The organism is Pseudoalteromonas luteoviolacea (assembly GCF_018100925.1).
Lineage (GTDB): Bacteria > Pseudomonadota > Gammaproteobacteria > Enterobacterales > Alteromonadaceae > Pseudoalteromonas > Pseudoalteromonas obscura.
In genome coordinates, this window is record NZ_JAGJEH010000011.1 from 104,893 (window position 1) to 124,452 (window position 19,560).

At 41.9% G+C, this 19,560-nt stretch carries 13 protein-coding genes; 6 read left to right on the forward strand and 7 right to left on the reverse strand.

The window, feature by feature from the left end; translation table 11 throughout:
- The first annotated feature begins 239 nt into the window (after nt 1-239).
- The gene (locus J8M00_RS21895) at nt 240-788 is read left to right on the forward strand and encodes a hypothetical protein (RefSeq protein WP_211012594.1); all 549 of its coding nucleotides are present in this window, start codon (nt 240-242) and stop codon (nt 786-788) included.
- Nucleotides 789-1,181: 393 nt separating this feature from the next.
- The gene (locus J8M00_RS21900; protein ID WP_211012595.1) at nt 1,182-1,796 is read left to right on the forward strand and encodes a hypothetical protein; all 615 of its coding nucleotides are present in this window, start codon (nt 1,182-1,184) and stop codon (nt 1,794-1,796) included.
- 162 nt (nt 1,797-1,958) lie between these two features.
- Here J8M00_RS21900 and J8M00_RS21905 read toward each other — a convergent pair whose 3' ends face one another.
- The 7 genes from J8M00_RS21905 to J8M00_RS21935 all read right to left on the reverse strand — a co-directional run bounded on the left by J8M00_RS21905 (nt 1,959) and on the right by J8M00_RS21935 (nt 12,222).
- The gene (locus J8M00_RS21905) at nt 1,959-2,156 is read right to left on the reverse strand and encodes a hypothetical protein (protein WP_023398982.1); all 198 of its coding nucleotides are present in this window, start codon (nt 2,154-2,156) and stop codon (nt 1,959-1,961) included.
- A 528-nt stretch (nt 2,157-2,684) separates the two neighbouring features.
- Complete coding sequence (locus J8M00_RS21910; protein WP_211012596.1) at nt 2,685-3,227, reverse strand: cytochrome b/b6 domain-containing protein; 543 nt, start codon at nt 3,225-3,227, stop codon at nt 2,685-2,687.
- Nucleotides 3,228-3,404: 177 nt separating this feature from the next.
- Complete coding sequence (locus J8M00_RS21915; protein ID WP_211012597.1) at nt 3,405-4,685, reverse strand: protoporphyrinogen/coproporphyrinogen oxidase; 1,281 nt, start codon at nt 4,683-4,685, stop codon at nt 3,405-3,407.
- Complete coding sequence (gene fabD / locus J8M00_RS21920) at nt 4,685-5,548, reverse strand: ACP S-malonyltransferase (protein WP_211012598.1); 864 nt, start codon at nt 5,546-5,548, stop codon at nt 4,685-4,687. Before fabD ends, J8M00_RS21915 begins: the two co-directional genes overlap by 1 nt.
- 535 nt (nt 5,549-6,083) lie before the next feature.
- The gene (locus J8M00_RS21925) at nt 6,084-7,184 is read right to left on the reverse strand and encodes an efflux RND transporter periplasmic adaptor subunit (protein ID WP_211012599.1); all 1,101 of its coding nucleotides are present in this window, start codon (nt 7,182-7,184) and stop codon (nt 6,084-6,086) included.
- An 87-nt stretch (nt 7,185-7,271) separates the two neighbouring features.
- Nucleotides 7,272-10,370 carry an efflux RND transporter permease subunit gene (locus J8M00_RS21930; RefSeq protein ID WP_211012600.1) on the reverse strand — a complete coding sequence of 1,033 codons (3,099 nt, stop codon included), beginning with the start codon at nt 10,368-10,370 and terminating at the stop codon, nt 7,272-7,274.
- 355 nt (nt 10,371-10,725) lie between these two features.
- The gene (locus tag J8M00_RS21935; protein ID WP_023398976.1) at nt 10,726-12,222 is read right to left on the reverse strand and encodes a cytochrome-c peroxidase; all 1,497 of its coding nucleotides are present in this window, start codon (nt 12,220-12,222) and stop codon (nt 10,726-10,728) included.
- A gap of 1,403 nt (nt 12,223-13,625) precedes the next feature.
- Here J8M00_RS21935 and pabB point away from each other — a divergent pair.
- The 4 genes from pabB (at nt 13,626) to J8M00_RS21955 (ending at nt 19,556) form a co-directional block, all read left to right on the forward strand.
- On the forward strand, nt 13,626-15,773 hold the full coding sequence (gene pabB, locus J8M00_RS21940; protein WP_211012601.1) for an aminodeoxychorismate synthase component I: 2,148 nt from the start codon (nt 13,626-13,628) through the stop codon (nt 15,771-15,773).
- Between the two features lie 167 nt (nt 15,774-15,940).
- Nucleotides 15,941-16,774 (forward strand): aminotransferase class IV, encoded by an 834-nt coding sequence (locus J8M00_RS21945; RefSeq protein ID WP_211012602.1) that lies wholly within the window; start codon nt 15,941-15,943, stop codon nt 16,772-16,774.
- A gap of 166 nt (nt 16,775-16,940) precedes the next feature.
- A complete protein-coding gene (locus J8M00_RS21950; RefSeq protein ID WP_211012603.1) occupies nt 16,941-17,675 on the forward strand; it encodes an SDR family oxidoreductase in 735 nt (244 codons plus the stop codon).
- Nucleotides 17,676-17,954: 279 nt separating this feature from the next.
- Nucleotides 17,955-19,556: an AMP-binding protein gene (locus J8M00_RS21955; protein ID WP_211012604.1), complete on the forward strand. Its 1,602-nt coding sequence runs from the start codon at nt 17,955-17,957 to the stop codon at nt 19,554-19,556.
- The last annotated feature ends 4 nt before the right edge of the window (nt 19,557-19,560 follow it).

The following is a 19,560-nucleotide window of genomic DNA, read 5'->3' on the forward strand; positions in this document are numbered from 1 at the left end:
GGATTAGATTAAGCGTGAAAAATCGAACTAGATCAAAACGAATTCTTTAGTAGGATAATTGTGCAAAGTTAATTTGGTGTCGATCTTAAGCCCTGCCATCTCTCTGTTGGGTACATCAGTAAGTGTATTGAAAGCGCTTCCCACTGCCTATACATAGTTATGTGCGAATCAAGGTATTCTTGAGCACGGAGGTACATCTACCCAATTGTAATCACAATAAAAAAGGAAGAAAGTTATACATGGTTAAGCTGATTGCTCTTCTATCTATCGCTTTTATGCTAACTGCATGTGATGATTTTAAAGTCACTGACTCGTCTAATATAGTGAGTTACACCAGAATAGACGGTGGACAGGTACACTTTGATTTGGAAAAGTTAATGTATTACGAGGGAAGCTCTTTTTCTCCCATTTTTCCGTGTCAGTTAAGCGGGTTTATACGCTGCTATATGATTTCTTCAACTGTGCTTGCCATCCCAGATGAAAGCATACTGCCAGGCCCACTCAAAAAATACGTAACCGGTACAATTGAAGAGCTCTCTTCTGAGTATGAAATAACTCGCTCTGTGCTTTCGTTTGGCAAAGAACAATATGATGGTTATTTTATAAATATTGGCGGATCGCCACCAATAGAGCCCGATGACAACTATTATGGGGCATATTTCTATAGTGTAGAATACGGTATAATCGTTTTTGAAATTAACCACTACTCCCCCAGAGATATAATGTTAGGGGATACCAATATGTATTTGTCATCACCGTCCCTTTGGAGCATTAACGGCTTTAAGTAGCAACACCCACCTTAAGTTACAAAGCGCAGTTGCTATCACATACCAACTGCCCACCTTGATATAATTAACGAGGCAGTGTTAGTACACTAACAAAAGGAAAAAGCCCAACAAGGATAGGTACTAATACAGCGATAAATAAAATTAATAAACCCGATGGCATTGAATCCACTATAGGTACGGGTCATACTCACTGGAACAATAACCAAGCGGTTAGCTACCACGAAACAACTCATACTCGTTTAGTAGTTCAAAAACTTGGCTTGAAGAAATACGTTATATCGGTATCAACCAGTAAAAGTCACTATTGAGAGATGAGCTGGAAAAGAGCCAAAAGCGCGCTCAAAGGCCATGAAACGACGCCCAAAGGTAAATTGATAAAAGGAGTGAAAATTTGTGGCTAAAAAACTTTTATCAGCTCTATTGTTAGGGGTTTCAGCTGTTCCGACCTATGCAGAAAGTGCTGACGCTTTACCTGAGGCCTTTGAATTAATGTATAAATGCGGTGATAGTGAATTTCGTGAAAATCTCGAGAGTCACTATACGGTCTTCGAGTCAATAGAAGGAGTTAAGGCTTTTCTAAAACTCAAGTTGCCTTCTTGGGCATTTTCTATGTTCAACCAAGTCGCCCAACAAGCGTACGAACAACATCTTAAGCAAGAAGTATCACTTGAGTCGATTGAGTCTGCTAGGGTGTATTTCTTTGATACTTTGCGTGTCGCACTGGTTGACAGAGCGAAGCAAAAAGGTCTAAAAGTGGGTGATTGTGAAATGGAAATTGCTGATATAATAGATGAATTGAATCGCAACAAAGCATACTTGCTTTACAACAACAGTTTTCATAACTTCTTTATGCAAGCGAATATTCCGCTTGCAGCGCGCGGCAATAACGGTGTGACATTTCTTCTCGTATTGATGGCTATGCCACAGGCCAGTTTAGTACCTGGAATATGCAAAACTTATCGCCAGCAAGGAGCCAGAGGGACTGCTCAGTTCTCCTATTGTAATTAACATAAATCACAATAGCTCATCTGCAACACTGCTGGGCTATTTATCACGCTTCAATAGCGCTCTACCCACACTAAAACGACAGTGTAAATGCACAAATCGCTTCTTTACTCTGCATTACATAAAGCAGCTGCTATCACATACCAGCTGCCCACCTTGGTAAAATTAACAATCTCTCATTGAAAAATCGCGACAAGTCCACAGACCGCCCGTACATAGCCTAGTGCCATCGCACTCGTCTCGGGTGTCACAAAATGCTGAGTTTGGGCCACCACCAGCAACACGCGGTGTCGCTTCAATACCTACTGACTTGCCATTAAGAGACATACTTTTTAGGTGACGTTTGTTTAGTTTAAGCTTCATAAGTGATTCCTTTTATGTTTTTTTGAACTTTGACTAATTCTTAATCACACTACTTTGTATACAATATACTGTCAATAGTTTTAATTTTGATACTGCACAATGCGTTTTCACTGCTTTTTGGCGACGAAAATTAACTAGGGTTAGCGTCCACAAAGAAGATGTACAAAAGGGTAAGCGTTGTTGCCTCGCCAGATATAAACAGCCGTAGTAACTAAACAGTCGAGTGTTACAACTCGACATTGCGGCAAAAAGCGCAGTGCTCGAGCGTTAAGACAGCACTGTACATACTTGATTATAAAATAAGCATATTAATCATTATCTTAAAATCAGTAATAGTGTTACCTCAACAAACGTAGGTGTACTGAGAAGTTGAGAGTACTGGGCTCATTTTAGGCGAGCAGATTAAAGTGGGTGGGCACGAGTCAATTTAAAACTTGACCCTCCCCACACCAGATGGGCTCTCGCACCATTAAAGTAGCCAACATCAAGGCTTTGCAGCTTTGATGCATTAAACTTTACCAATATCGGTCACCACATGCGTTGCAGGATGCGATTGCCTGAATATTGATGTTTTACCAAGGCACCTAAGTGCATAATAATAAATGCGAACAATATATAGCTGCTGTACTTATGAATAGTAAAATAAAAGAGCAGCCAAGTCTTATCCGTTACAATAGGCTCCATACTCCACAAACCAAACATACCGAATGGCCTATCCATCATCAACACACCTGAAACAAGCAGTATTGCAATCAGGTTGTACATACAAATGTGGGCAAGGTGCGCCACTTTGACTTGTGCAGTTGGCAATGTTTCACTGTAGCTCGGCTTTTTGGTGCGTACCGCATGCGCCACTCGCCAAATAAAAAATGGGATATATAACATTGTCAAAGACACGTTAAAGTCTGCAATGACCTGTTTTACGTCTTGTAAAAAGGTCGTCTGAGACTGAGCCGTTGAAGGTATAAAACTCACAAGTATACCTGACAGCATGGCCCATATAATTACCACCGCTGACACCCAGTGCAGTGCTCTGGCCGTGCGATCAAACTTTAAAACTGTAGATTCCATAGTCACATCTGAGTAAAAGTAAAAAAGTCAGCCTTTTAGATTTAAAGTTAATGGATCATCTAAACTTTCCCTTAAATTAAAGGCGCATGATGACACCTCAATCTTGACTAAAATGGTCAGTGATTAAGGTGCCCGGTGTGATTAGATCACTCTACTCGAAAAGAGCTGGCTGATTTGTCAGGCCTGAGTAAAGTTGTTCACCGCTTTTTTAGCTGCTGATAGACAGGAACCCATATTGTGTCCCTCTAAGTAGTCACCGGCAATCTCTAAGCCTTCAATGCTCTTAACATAATCGCAGATGATTTTTTTCGCTTGAGAGTGATTGGCACCATAGGCGCATAACCCGCCCATATGCCTTTTCACATGGTAGCGAACTCTTGGAGATTTAATTGGAAGAATTGACGAGAATTCGGATTCAGCCAGTTTGACTAACTCTTCATCAGAGAGCTTCAAAGCCTCTCGCCCTTTTTTACCGGCAATAGTAAAACGAACTGAGTTAAGTTTATATGATCGGTTCGCTGAACAGTGACCGATATGGAAACTGTCGTCAAACATAATAGACTGGCAGTCTTCAGTAAATATGTCAGATTCATATTCTGCATTGATCAGGGCAACAGGGAAATATCTGACCAGTTTTATCGCTTCTTTTACATGCTCAGGTAGATCAATTACGTTCGGCAATAAGTGTAGTGGTAAAGTTACCAATACTTTACTCGCATCAACACGCTGCTCACCATCTTGGTTTTCCACCATTAGCCCGGCTATCTTATTGTCCTCAATTAGGACTTTATTAACGCGTGTATTTAATTGTACATCGTGATTGGACGCCAGCGTTTCAAAGAACTCTCCAATCGTATTGCTAAATGTACGTAAAGAACCCACACCAAATGGCATGATATGCAGCAAATTAGAGTAATAAGTTTCTTCTGGTTCGGCACCACCCATAATAATCGAGAACATGCGCAGAGGCCCTTTGCAAAGTTTCTCATGGAAGTGCTCAGTGATAGGTGCGTGATCGTACTCTTTTTCAACCTCAAGCAGCTTACCTTCGTCGAAATTGAGTTGATGTTTATGCTTTAACTTGTAGTTGATCATGCGTTTGAACTGCAAGCTTCCCGTGATGCCGATATCTTTCATCATGGTCACAACTTCGGCAAAGCCCATCGTTTTGCGAAATGTTTTGAGCTCGCCATTCATGATAATATTAAAGGCATGATGTTGCTTGTCTAGCTCATTCATTTTTAGGTCATTGGCAATTTCAAAAAAATGAGTCCAGGATTCAGCAAAGTTTTTTCCGCCAGTCTCAAAGTAGCCATCTTCAAGCTTTTCATATCCAGCACGCCCACCGGGCTGCCCTTCTGATTCATATACTGTTGAAGAAAAGCCACTCTTCTTTAAAAAGTGTGCACTACCTAGTCCAGAAATACCGGCGCCAATAATATGTATATCTTTATCCATTATGCTACTTCCTTATTATTCTCTTTATTTGATATGGATGAAATTAGTTTGCTCAACACATTTCCTGGACCAACTTCCTCAAAGTCACATTGGTCAGTTGCATTGATATAACTTATAGAATCTACCCAGTGGACTGGGCTGCTTATTTGCTTAGTTAGATTTTCAGCAATGGAATCTGCTTGGTAAGGTTTGGCCGTTACATTTGAAATAACGGGCACTGAGAGTGAACCAAAAGTAAATTGCTGCAAGTAATGACCAAAAGCTGCCTCGATAGTTTTCATGTATCTAGAGTGAAAAGCGGCACTCACTGGCAACTTAATAAATTTGGCACCACGCGCTTCAAATGCGCTTTTTGCAAATTCAATGTCATGTAATAGGCCCGATATAATTGTTTGCACTGGACCATTGTAGTTAGCGACATCAATATTATTTAAGGAGTTTGTTTTTAATACATCGTGGATTTGTACTTTATCCAAACCAATGACCGCAGCCATCACCCCATTCTTCGCCGTGCTCATCAACTCGCCACGTTTTTTTACTAATCGCAATCCCGTTTCAAAGCTAAATGCGCCCGAAGCAAACAGTGCGGTATATTCGCCCAAACTGTGTCCAGCATAGAAATCGACTTTTTCGCTCAACTCTTGCTTGCTCTTTAAGTAGTGCAACGCATTCACCACATAAAGAGCAGGCTGAGTGTACTGTGTTTTGGACAAAACGTTGTTTGGATCGACTAAACACAACTCTTTGATTGAATATCCTAAAATATCATCTGCAACACGCACATAATCGACAAATTCATCAAACAGTTCCCCTCCCATCCCAACCTCTTGGGATCCCTGTCCAGGGAAAACCATCGCCTTCATAATATCCACCTTTTATAATTATATTTTTGTCATATTTTTTGAAAATAACTCGACTTAAACTTCGCTCGACGTCACACAATATCTCGGTCACCTCATACGAAGAAAAGTAGTTCCTCATTCCCAGTTACTTTGTATTCAAAAAATAAAAATCCTTGGATGTTTTAGTTTATTGCTTAATTTTCGAGCCCATCAATTAACCCGGTTCTAGTGGGTTCATCTCTAGGTGCATCGTCACTGATGACCTAGCATATTTTCTAAAAGTTCTTTAACGGCCAGTGTGATCTTGACTAACGCTGCGCTACCAACATTTACTTTGCGGCATCACTTCCTCATTCACCAATGCGCTTTTACTTTGTCAAACTGTATCAATACTGACTCTGTTGATATGCTTTCCTCTGGTTAGTTTTAAATAACGACACTTGCCGCCTCGCGGTATGTGTTAGCTTGTATATACAGGCCCAAAATGCGCTTTTGCAAAAGCACTAAAGAGGCACTTCGAGGTGATGTCATTCATCGAGGTGCCAGTTTTTAGCGATTAAAGGAGCGGTCGCACCAATTGCCCTGGGCGAACCCGTTCTGCACCTCGAACAATGACGGTATCGCCATCACTTATATTGCCTTTAACCACAATATAGTCGTCGGTGCTGGTGCCAAGGTTCACTGGCACTCGAAGTGCTTTTCCTTCGGCATCAACGGTATAAACAAAAATTTGATTTTGTCGCAATACCAGTGCGTCTCGCGGTACAGTGACTTGATTTTCAGCTGCACCACTTGGCAACTGGACTTTAACCGCTTCACCAATCACCCAATCCGGTGAATCTGGTTTGATCCGTACTTCCAGCATACGTGAGCGTGTGTTACCAACAGGGATCACACGCTCTATCACACCCAATTTAGGCGCTGACATGGCTTCTGCCTGAGCGGGTTGCAACTGAACACGTGCTCCTAAAGTTAAGTTGTCGTACAGATGGATCGGTGCACGCAGCGTAATTTCCTTTTCATCGACATTCACAAAGCGCAATAACGCTTGCCCTTCGGAAAGGTATTCACCGAGCTGAGCCAAGCGCTCGACAACCACACCATCAAATGGCGCCACGATCCGAGACTGCTCAACCAAGTATCGAGTGCGCTCGACTTGAATCTCTGCAGCCGCTAAATCTTGGCGACTCATATCTCGCTCCATTTCCAATCTATCTAGCTCTGACTGTGAAGTACTATTTTGCTCTGCTAGCTTTTTCTCTCGTGTGATTTGACGCGACAAGTAACTCAGATGGGCTTTGAGTCGCTCTACAGTCGTTAAATTATCTCGCAGGCGCAGTCGCAATAGGCGATCATTGAGTGTTGCCAATACATCACCTTTTTTAACGCGCTGCCCTACCTCAGCAATATTTAACAGATGTCCAGCAACTTCAGTGGCTATCCTTGAATCGACTAAGCTAATTAAATCCCCAGACAACCATGTGGCTGGCGCAACTTCCTGCAACTTTGCTGTTGCCACATCTACTGCAACCCCTTTTGGTTTCGCTTTCGCGTTATTATTTGCGAGCACTGATGTCGTCGATAACATCATCAATAACACCAGCCCGCAGCTCAGTGCCTGTTGCCCAAAAATTTTATGTTTAAAAATCTTCTGCATTACTTACTTACCTAATTTGAATCCAATACTTTGATTTATACTGGGATCAGGCCCTAACCCAATCCACAGCTAACTTTAATTCTGTCTTCACGACTGAGACAAAGACGCCCGTGGTTCATCGTTTGCGTCATCCGTAACCGGCGCTAAACCTTTGCCCATACGCAACAAGCAAGGCAATAACAGTAAAGTAAAGACCGAACTAATGGTCATGCCACCAACAATGACCGCAGCCAAGCCTCGGTAGATTTCACTGCCATCACCAGGAATTGCTAGTAGAGGCAGCATGCCGACGATACTGGTAGACGTACTCATGAAAATAGGTCGTAAGCGTAGCTGCAATGCGCGCTCAACAGCTTGATGGCGATCCAACCCTGAGCGCTCTCCCATGCGAGTTTGATGCACCAATAGAATCGCATTGTTCACAACTAAGCCGAGTAAAATCACAAACCCAATCATGGTTAATAAATCCAGCGACTGATAAGTGATTGAGCTGATAGCTTGTAACGCAACAATACCGCCCACCATAGCCAAAGGCATCGCCAAGACAACGAGGAAGCTATCCTTCACTGAACGAAATAGCGCACTCATTAATAAGAATAACAAGCCAATGGCAAACAAGAAGTTCTGACCGAGCGTCAGCACTGCCTGACGCAAGTTATCAGCGCTGCCGCCATAGATTATATTGCCATCCTCTGGTAGTACTGCACGGATACTGGGTTCAACCTGCCCTTGCAAAATGTCGAGTGTTTCTTCAAGCGTTTGATCTTGTGGTGGCATAACTTCCAACGTGATCGTTCTACGGCCATCCACTCTCAGCACCCTGCCCGGGCTCACAGTACGTTCAACACTCCCCAGCTGATTGAGCGTAACTAGGTTGCCAGTCGATGTGATCACAGGGGTATCTGCCAAACTTTCTGGGCTATCCCAAGGTGCTGTTTTAACTATAATATCGAGTCGTTTTTCACCATCAAAGTATTCCCCAACATAGGCTCCATTACCGAGCGTACTCACCAACAAGCCAAGATCTGTGCGGTTCCAGCCTTGCTCAGCTAGACGCGCATCCATAGGCGTAACACGTATTTCTGGCTCTGCACTTTGCCTTCTTGGATGTACGCGAACTCTCGCTTTTGGCATTGCTTCTTTTACTAAGTCAGTGGCTATCCTCGCAACTCTATCGAGTTCTTGTGGGTCTTTGATTTGAATATGGATCGGCACACTGCGGCTTCCGCCTAATCGGCCAAACAAGCTCCGTTGATTAGGAAAACCAACCAAATCAGGTAAATCGGCCAAAATCTCATTTCTGATTAAGGATTTAATTTCGTTAACCTGAGATAAATCTTGGCCGATCACCCCCATATTACCGCCGCCATCAGGGAAGACCATGATGTAATAGTCTTTCAAAGCAGGCTCTCGTTCACCATTTAAATAAGGCTGTAAACGCTCTATCATAACGTTGACAACATCTCGCTCTAGCGTCGTGATATTCGTCGCAGGTGGGAACATTAAAAAAGCATCTACACTGTCTTGTTTGACCGGCGGTAAATAGTCAATTTTTGGTAATGCGAGCCAAGAAACCGAAGCAGGCACACCGATCAACACAACGGTTAATATCGCTCTTCGCATCGGGCTAGACGTTAAGTTCATAACCCAACCAGTGATACGATTCCACAGCGCGTGTAAATGGTCAGCACTTGAGAGATCTTTATCTGAGACGTAACGATTCATCAACAGCGGCGTGATTGTCAGCGCAACCAATAAAGAAAAACACACTGCAATCGCGATGGTTAAAGCCAAATCACCAAACAGCTGCCCCTCCACATCTTCTAAGAACAGCACAGGTATAAATATGGCGACAGTAGTAGCTGTAGAGGCTAACAGTGCTGGCCATACTTGCGTTGCACCTTGTACAGCAGCTGTAAAACGGTCTTTGCCTTGCTCTCGCAACCGGATAATATTTTCCAACACCACTATCGATGCATCTACAACCATACCCACAGCAAATGCTAAGCCTGCCAATGAAATCACATTAAAACTGCGGTCCATCAGCTTTAGCACTGTGAAAGTGGCCAGCAATGACAACGGGATCGCCACTGCAATGATCATGGTTGCTCTAAGCTTTCGTAAAAACAGCCATAAAATACCGATGGACAATAGCACGCCAAACCCAAGGTTACTGGACAGTAAATTGATTGAACGATAAATAAATACTGAAGAGTCGAAAGACTGCTCCATGGTCAATTGGTTTTCTTTTAAAACACCTTGGCGAAGCTCATCAACCGCTGCTTTCACTAAATTGAGTGTCGTTAGGACATTTGCGCCGGGTTCGCGATCAATTCGAATACTGATCGCCGGGTTACCATTTTGTACCGCAAGATTGGTACGCCTGCCATCTGCAACCTCTATTGTGGCAATATCACCGAGTTTAATCGCTTGACCTTCATGCCAATCAATAATTTGATCTGGCAGTGTACTGGGATCGTAACGGCCCGTCATGCGCAGCGTATATTGACGTCTTCCAAGATCGACAAGCCCACCCGATACGTCGTTTGCACGGCCGAGTAATCGAGCTAACTCAGGGATGCTCAAACCCAGCTGAGCGGCGCGATGAGGGTCTATGGTAATTTGTAATTCTTGATCGCTACCTGCACCGCTGCGCACTTCGACATTACCTACACCCGGAATGGCCATCAATACGGGTCGAATGACATCATCAATAAAGACGCGATATTCACTGATCGGTTTAGGGTTGCCCGGTAAAGACTGAAGAAAGAAAAATGTCAATGCTGGCGCACCGCCACCCAGTCGGATCTGAGGTTGGGTTGCATCGCGCGGCAGGGGATCGAGTCGATTCATTCGACCAATCACATCAACCATCACTTTTTGCATGTCTGTGCCAATGGAGAAAGTCAGGTTCATTCTGGCAACCCCGGTACTGGTGCTGACATTCAACTCTTCTAACCCAGACATGCCTTCCAATACCCGCTCGATTGGTACGACAATTTCTGATTCCATTTCTTTTGGCGACGCCGTACGCCACGCCGTTTGTATTGATAATTGAGGGCGTTCAATATCAGGAAGCAATTGAATGGGCAATTTCACTACAGAAAAAATCCCCATTAAAGCGACAATCGCGATCAAAACCGCCGTTACAGCCGGCTTTTTCATCGTTATTGTTGTTAAATTCATCTTTGGTAGTCCCTTTATACTTAACTCGTGTTCAAGCCTATCCAACTAAGTCGGAGAGGCAAAACAGCTGATGAGATATAAAGGAAGAATACCCAATGAGTTTAGTCACTAAGCTCATTAAGTAATTCATTCCTTGAAATCTAATCAATCAAATTGGCTAACAGCAATTTTTATATTAACCACCTTGCGGCGGGTTTTTGTTGTCTCTCAAAAAATACGAGAGACGATTTTTATACAAGCTGGTTTACCCAACTCACTTTAATCACCGATCGCCAAATACCTATATTAGGGAATGCACGTTGTTGTGCAACGTGCTTACTCCAAGTTTTTAGACTGAGGTCAGTGATAGACACGCTTAATCTTGACCAGCTAGTGTCGGTGGCTGAACCGTTTTGGTGTCTGTCAAGGTCTTCAAATACGCGACCAGTGCCGCTTCTTCTTTTTCGGTAAGACCGAGGTCTCCCATCAAATCAATGATTTCACTACTCGCGGAGTTTGACGTATTCACTTCAGGCTCAGGCCAACAGTCTCTCTCTCGCGCCTGTTTTGCAGTTGTCCCTGCAGGACACTTGATAGGATCGACTTTCGTCAAAGACGTATTATAGAAATGAACAATGTCTTCTAAATTTTTAAAATAACCATTGTGCATAAAGGCTTTTGTAAACCCATCGCTTGATCTCATATCAACATTACGAACAGTAGGCGTACGGAAGTGACCAGCATGGCCACTTGTAAGCGGTGTCTTACTTGTGTGCTCAGAAAGACCAACATCCGGTCGATCAGGATCAAAGTTTGATGCCTCATAGTTAGGTGGCAAAGTAAGGTGATTGAACGTATTGTCGGTGAATTGGTTATGTAATTCGTTACCGACGGAGTCTCGTGCTTCACTGTTGTGGCATTCGGCGCACTGAGCATCCTTTCCTGTGGGGTTCAGTTTGGTTTTTAATCCCCAGAACAAATCGTTACCAAGGTTTTCTAAATCGGTAAACTCTGAATATGGAGAGACACCCGGCGTATCATCATTATCATTCATCACTGCAAAGTCACGTTTAGAGCTATAGGAGTTAACTTCATCTGATTGCTGCCATGCCGAAAGAGCCACACCAATACGCTTAAAGCTGATATCTACACCTGTTTGCTCACAGTCGATTTTCTCTTTCCAAGCTTGCTCGTACAAACGCGCATACTCTGATTTTGCCACATGACGACAAACAAACTCGGCCCCTGGCATGTCGTTGTCATTGCCATCAGGCACATTGTGCTCCACATCATTGGAAAATGGCCCCAACGCTTGATCAACAAGTGGCCCGAGGAATCGTTTATAGGCAGCTTTTACTTCATCTGAAGAACCGTCGAACACTTCCATACCGACCATAAAGCCGGTAGCGCGACCATCCCAAAACAGTCCGCCCTGACACAGCCAGCCATACTTTTCTTTTTCGCACTCTTCTGGACCCCAAGCAAACTGCGACACGCCAAAGTTCTTAGCGCTACTGGTATAAGCTACCGTAGGAGGTTTGCGATTACCTGTACGGTGTGACACGGCGCCCGGTACGACAATTGACCCCGCATTAATTTCAGCATCTGGTGATGTCCAACCTGCTTCAGGTGCATGGCATGATGCACAAGACTGTCCATCTGGCGATGAGATCTCATCGAAAAAAACGTGCTTACCTAAACGCTCTAATGCATCTACGTCCGGCTCTGGAGTTATGCTTACTAACGCATCAGCACTAGACTCAGTGCTTTTCGTTGGATTTTCCGACAAGCCAGATACACATGATACACATAGTGTCGCTACTGACACACTGAGTGTCATTATTAAAAATTGATGTTTTTTAGTTTTTATCATAATCAACTCCTTAATTAGCACCTTTCAGTACCTACAAACGCTATCCTTCATTTATCCGCAATATAACAATATCCATTAACAAGCTTGCATAACCACAGATCCCCATTAACAACTTCGCGTGACGGTTAAGTATTTATGGCCCCGTTGTTAAATAAACATGCATAGTACCGCTTTAGGATAATTTTTCAACCCCTATAAGGACACGAGGTATACTAAGATATTCCCTTTTTAATTTTTTATTCCACCTTATTAAAGTCAAAACAAACACCACACACACGCAACAATAAGCAACAAAAACCCACCTTATTTCATTGCCAAAAACCTGATTTTAAGCACACCAAAAAAACTTAATTAAAACACCTAAAAGCCACACAAAACAAAAAACCAAAAAAAAAACAAAAATCAATTTCAAAAGCTCAAAATAAACAAAGGAAAAACTATACAAAAAAAGAACAAAGCAAAAAGCTAAAACAAAAAATAAAAAGCAATTAAAATCAACACCTTAGAATCAAATATTATTAATCAAAAAAATCAATTCAATAATATGAAAACATCTTAAAAAGAACGTTGATATTGACGTAAAAACACGCCATAAAAACATCTAAAGAATAGAAAGCCACCACTTAAAAAACAGAGAGCAGAGCGCCAAAACCATAGAGAAAAAATCGAGTTCAAGCCAAGATAAAAACAAACAACAAACATCCACATTTCCAAAACAATTATCAAAAATAATAAAAAACTCTAGATTAAAAATTTCATACAAAAATAAAATTACGGGTTGTCATCCTTATCAAGTAGGTGCTACATTAATCTTCCTATTATCCTGAACAAAAGAATAAATTAATTTAGCAGCATCAAAGCAAATATCGCTTAAAAAGCTGCACCTGAGTGGTCATGAACAGCGTTTTTATTGAAGCAAAATCTTCAGTAATCTGGGCGATAACTGCAACTGTCAGTTGTGACAGTTGAAGGAGGTAAGGTACTTCTGGTCAACTATTTTACCGTCAGCTATTGGCGCTAATGAGGTGGTTTTAACTGAGTGATGATTGCAAGATTTTTCACAATATCAATGCTTATTCTCAGGCAAATTACAGCGAAAAAAGTGTGGACTTAAAAGCTAAGCCATTGATTTTCATTAGTTTGCATTTGTGTCAGAGACTTTCATTAATAGTAAGTTCAATAAATTAATGCTGGGTATTAATCAAGCTTCTATATTTTTTGAAAAGCGAGCTTTTCGATTGGAGTTTTTTGACCGTATTTAAGAATGTGCATAGTACTTGTTTAGTGTGTAGGAGTGATGAAAGGACATGGCATTTCTCCTGCCCCTAAAAATAAAATAAAAACAATAACTTTAAAATAATAAAAAAATAAATGTAACAACGTAAATAAAGGAGTATCTAATTTTGCACTGTCTTCTTATTGATAACTATGATTCTTTTACATATAACCTTGCTGATTATATTGGGGAAACTTTTGGTGAAATGCCAACGGTAATACGCAATGACCAATATTCTTGGGATGAAGTATCTCAGTCAATGGATTTTGATTGTATTGTAGTATCACCAGGGCCCGGTAGTGTTACCAAACAAACTGATTTTCAGATATCACGAAATGCGGTAGCTCAAAATGACATTCCGGTGTTTGGTGTTTGCCTAGGTTTTCAAGGTATTGCACACCAACACGGCGGTCGAATTCTGCATTGCCCTGTGCCATACCATGGTCGAACTTCAAATGTTGTTCATGAAAATGATCCTATGTTTGCCAATATATCGCCAAACTTTGAGGTCGTACGTTACCACTCATTGATGGTTGAGCTGCCAAAAAATGGAGATTTAATCCAAACGGCTTCAACGGACTGCGGCATTATTATGGGTCTGAGGCATAAAACACTACCTAAGTGGGGCGTGCAATTTCATCCAGAATCTATTCTTACTGAAAACGGTCATCAGTTGATCACCAACTTTAGAGACTTGGCGCACGAACATAATAAAAAAGCGCGCATTCAAGTTCCGGCTAAACTGGATTTAAATAACATTGAAAAAATAGAATCCAAGCCTGAAAAAAAATCAGAAACAAAACAAATAATCAGTAAAAAACTGCGTTTAAAAAGTGCGCCTGAAGACATTTTTTCTTCACTTTTTGCAAAAGAAAAACACAGCTTTTGGTTAGATAGCCAATCTTTATCTGATTCAAAATCTCGTTTTTCTTTTATGGGCTGTGTTAATAAAGATCAAATCATCAATTATAAAATTAATGAAGATGATAAAGACTTTGCGCAAGGCCATACCAAGCTAAAAGAGATGGATAAGCTGCTGTCATCGACAAAGGTTGAAGGTACAGAAGCCTTACCTTTCAGTTTTGTAGGTGGCCTAGTTGGCTATTTTAGCTATGAAATGAAAGCCCTTTTTGGTGCGAGCAAACAGTTTGAAAATAACATCCCAGACATGATTTGGATGCATGTTGACCAATTCATTGGATTCGATCATCACACAAATGAAGTTTATTTGGTGACCAACACCGCGCCTGATGAACGCCATATAGCTCAACTTTGGTTAGAAACCATGGAAGGAAAAATAAACAAAGTTGAATTAAGCAGGCATAAAGAATTATCCACTTCAAAAGTTTTGATGGATGAATTAGAGCTAGAAATGGACGCCAGTTACGATGAGTACATATCGGCAATCAAACGTTCTCAGGACTCCATCGTTGAAGGTGACTCTTACGAAGTATGCTTAACAAACCACTTTTCATTTAAAGCAGATTTTAACCCCTATGATCTGTACAAAAATATGCGTAAAGGCAATGCAGCCCCATTTGGTGCCTTTATTCAAAGTGACAGCACCTCCATTTTGAGCACGTCACCAGAGAGGTTTTTATCTGTATCGTCTGAAGGACGTGTGCAAGCAAAACCTATCAAAGGTACCTGCAAGCGCTCATCAAATCCAGAGCGAGACAAGGCGTTAGCCAAACAGTTGTCAGAATCACGAAAAGATCGCGCAGAAAATCTTATGATTGTCGATTTGATGCGTAATGATTTAAACCGTGTTTCAAAGCAAAACTCTGTGAAAGTCCCCGTATTAATGGGCATTGAGAGTTATAAAACCGTACACCAGATGGTCAGCACGGTGGAATCAGATTTAGCAGATGATCAAAGTTTAATGGATTTAATTAGGGTAACTTACCCCGGCGGTTCGATCACCGGAGCTCCCAAATTAAGAACCATGGAAATCATTGATGACTTGGAAAAAAGTGCTCGTGGTGTCTACTGTGGTGCAATTGGCTACTTAGGCTACAACCGAGTAGCAGATCTCAATATTGGTATCAGAACCTTGTCCTATGACGGAGACAAAGTGCGATTTGGTGCAGGTGGTGCTATCACATACCTATCTCAACCTGATGCCGAATTTAATGAGATCATGCTCAAAACAGAAGCATTGCTAAAACCTCTATGGCAATTTTTCGGTGGAGCAAGTGACAATATTCGCAGCGAAGTGAATGGCAATAAATTGAAGATTTTCAATTTAGAAGAAGCTTTGGAAGCTGTCGAATAGAAGTACAGCATATTGCGTCGTTTTGAGGTTCATTGCCTAACGGTTTTAGCCGGATAAATTTTTAATGCATCCCAAAATCGTTAGGTAATAGGATTAACCAGAAACTTAAGTAATCACTAAAAAATAAAACATGGCACTGTCTCGTAGCAGCTATTTGCAGGCATTTTATGACAACAATACTGAATGAAAACACATTGCATCCAGATCCAGATACCCTGTCTCTGGCTTTATATGGTTATGCTTGTTTCACTAGCTTTTTAGTCGAAGACAGGAAAGTAAAAGGCCTGACGTTCCACTTGCAGCGCTTGATCGGTGACTCATTGGCAATCTTTGGAAAAAGTCCAAATGAAGAAGAAATATTAAAAAATATTTTGGCTTTTTTGGATCAGCAAGACGCAGGCTACTATGGTGGTGTTCGCGTCACTATTTTTCCTGCAAACTTTTCCCTATCAAACCCAGGGGATTTTCAGAAATTCAATATCTTGGTCACTGGGAGAAAAGTTGAACGTATCAATGCTACACCTATCCAGATCGCAACTATTGAAGCGCAGCGCACGTGTCCTTTACAAAAAACATCAAACATCATTGCCAATCTAAAAGCGCGAGTTGAAGCCCAGGATGCGGGCGCGCAAGATGCACTTATGTTGTGCGATAACATAGTAACTGAGGGCGCAACGTGGAATATATTTTTTGGTACTGGCAATAACCTTGTAACCCCATCGATACAAACGGGAATTTTACCCGGTATCACAAGAAAATTGCTAATAGAGAGCGCAAAAGCTGCTAATTACAAGGTCATAGAGTCCGCAATAAAAATAAATGAAATTGAAAAATACGAATACTGCTTTATTAGTAACGCCATGATTGGTTTACGCGCAGTCGCTAGTATAAATAACGTTACCTATGACGCGCAGCACAGCTGCATCAGACAGCTACAGAATAGGTTTAAAGAGATATCGGCGGATAGTATCGATCAATCCACTGGATTAATAAACCAATAGAAAATTATAAAACCAACTCTCTGAACCCAATATCAGCCGAGTATAACTTAAGTCTTACTTTGATAATAAATAGCCCTATAGGCTTTTAAATAACATCTTTTAGATATGCCGAAAGAAAGGGTTTTAAATACAAAGAAAATTGTAAGGAAAGTATTAGGTAGTCATCATGGATTTATCAGGAAAAAAAGTATTAATCACCGGAGGAGGCTCTGGTATTGGCCTGGAATTTACTCGAGAACTTGCTAAACGCTCGAATAACATAGTCATCTGCGGCCGCAATCTAAATAAGCTAAAATCAATACAAAAAGAGCTTCCCAACATTGATTACTTTCAATGTGATCTCACCAAAGATGAAGAACAGAAAAAGTTGGTTGAGTATATTCATATTCATCACCCAGATCTCGATATGCTTATCAATAATGCTGGCATTCAAAAGAACTACAGCTTTACACAATTAGAGAGTCACATTGACCTGATCGATGAAGAAATGAATACCAATGTGACGTCACAAATGAAACTGATTGACCGCATGCTGCCTGTACTTTTGCAACAGCGCGAGGCGGCAATTGTCAATGTCACATCCCTACTCGCAGCCGTTCCAAAACAGTCTGCACCCGTTTATTGCGCCTCAAAGGCCGCGTTTCGCATGTTCACAAAAGCGCTGCGCTACCAATTGGAAAGCACCACAGTCAAAGTTTATGAGGTTGTTCCGCCTTTGGTCGATACAGATATGACAAAAGGGCGAGGCACAGGCAAGATGAGTGCAAATGAGCTCGTACTAGAGGCATTGCAGGGTATAGAAGCTGATACCCCAGATATTCTCGCTGGGATGAGTAAAAAGGTATTTGATATGAAACGGGTATCCCCAGACGAAGTATATGCAATGATCCGAAACGGGTAACACCAAATAAGACTAAGTAATTGTAATATAATGATTTTAATTTGGTTGAGTGGCTATTGCAGGTTCACTCAGGCGGCTATCCGCCGCTGTGTAAAACACATCGCATTAACAAATGCCACATGCACACACGCCTATTTAACCAAACAAACATTGCAACACATTTTGCTAACCAGCGCTGCGCAGGATAAGTCAGTACCACAAATAAAAATACACTTTATTAACCTGCGATGTGCAAGAGAAAAATTAAGAACAAACAAACTTTTGGACTGGAACATAATAATGAACAATAAAGAGCTGGCCTATCGTGATAACTTTATTCAAGAGAATAGCCCTGATGAAAAAGACCTGCCAGATATCATAAACTTAGATAAATTCGATTTACCTGAGAACCTAAACTGTGTGACTGAAATGCTGGATAATGCGGTAGCAGAAGGTTATGGCGATAAAGTCGCAGTCATTACTGCCGATGAATCTTATACTTACCAAGCACTGCTGGATAAATCCAACCAAGTCGCCAACTACTTGGTGAACGAATTAGACGTAAAACCTGGTAATCGGGTATTACTATACTCGCCAAACAACATCATGATGGTTGCTTGCTGGCTGGGTATTGTTAAGGCTGGCGCGGTGACAGTGGCCGTCATACCGACCCTTGAGCCAGAAAGAATTGTCAAAGTGGTGCACAAAGCTGAGATTAAAGTCGCTTTATGTGATGACAGGTTTGAAGAACGTTTCACCACAGTTAAAAACATGACTGATATGCTCAGCGAAGTTACCGCTTTCGATGCCAAACTGTCAGATCACGAAAAATTAAATCGCCAATCTACCGAGTTTCACAATGTAGAGACGGCAGCAGATGACTGCTGCTTGATTGGCTTTTCTTCAGGGACTACCGCCGATAACTCCAAAGCGGTCATTCATTATCACCGCGACATGTTGATCGCGTGTCAGGCTGCGGGACAACGTGTTTTTAAAATCACTGAAAATGATCGCTTAATAGGTAGCCCTTCGCTGGCGTTTGGATTTGGCCTAGGTTCACTATTACTTTCCGCGCTCTACTGCCGGGCTTCAACAGTGTTATTGGAAGGCCCAACGCCTATTGAGTTACTAGAGAATATCGAACGTCATCGCCCAACTTTAATGTTTACCTCACCACAGGCCTACCAAGCCATGGAAGCGCAATGTGACAATTACGACATTTCCAGTTTGAGGTTTTGTACTGCCAGCGGTGAGCACGTTATGCCTTCCATTTGGCAGTCATGGAAAGATAAGACTGGCATTGCGCTTTTCCATGGCATCGGCAGTACCGAGATGCTGTTTCTCTTCTTAGGTCCAGATATTGATGACATACAGCGAGGCCGAATAGGCAAGCCAATTTACGGTTACGAAGCGAAGGTCGTTGACAAAAATGGCCAAGAGTTGCCCATCAATACAGTTGGGTTACTCGCAGTTCGCGGTCCACTAGGTTGTCGCTACCTCTCAGACGAGCGACAAAAGAATTACGTGATCAATGGCTGGAATGTCACCGATGATTGTGTGCTCAGAGATGAACAAGGACATTACTGGTTTCATGGTAGAGCTGAAAACGAGGTTATCACAGATTCTGGACGTCTTAATTTGCTGGAATTGGAAAATGCACTGTCTACCCATGACATAGTTGCGGAATGTGCGGTGGTACAAGATCGAGCAAAATCATCGATCCACGCACATGTCATTTTGGATAAGTCTGCTGAATGCGACCATTCTGAATTAGAAATCAGTCTCAAAGAACATATAAAAATGACAATCGACGCACAGTATTGCCCCGAAACCATCACATTCATTGATGCGTTCCCGCGTACGCCGTCAGGAAAAATACAACGTCATAAGTTACAAGCTTAAGTGA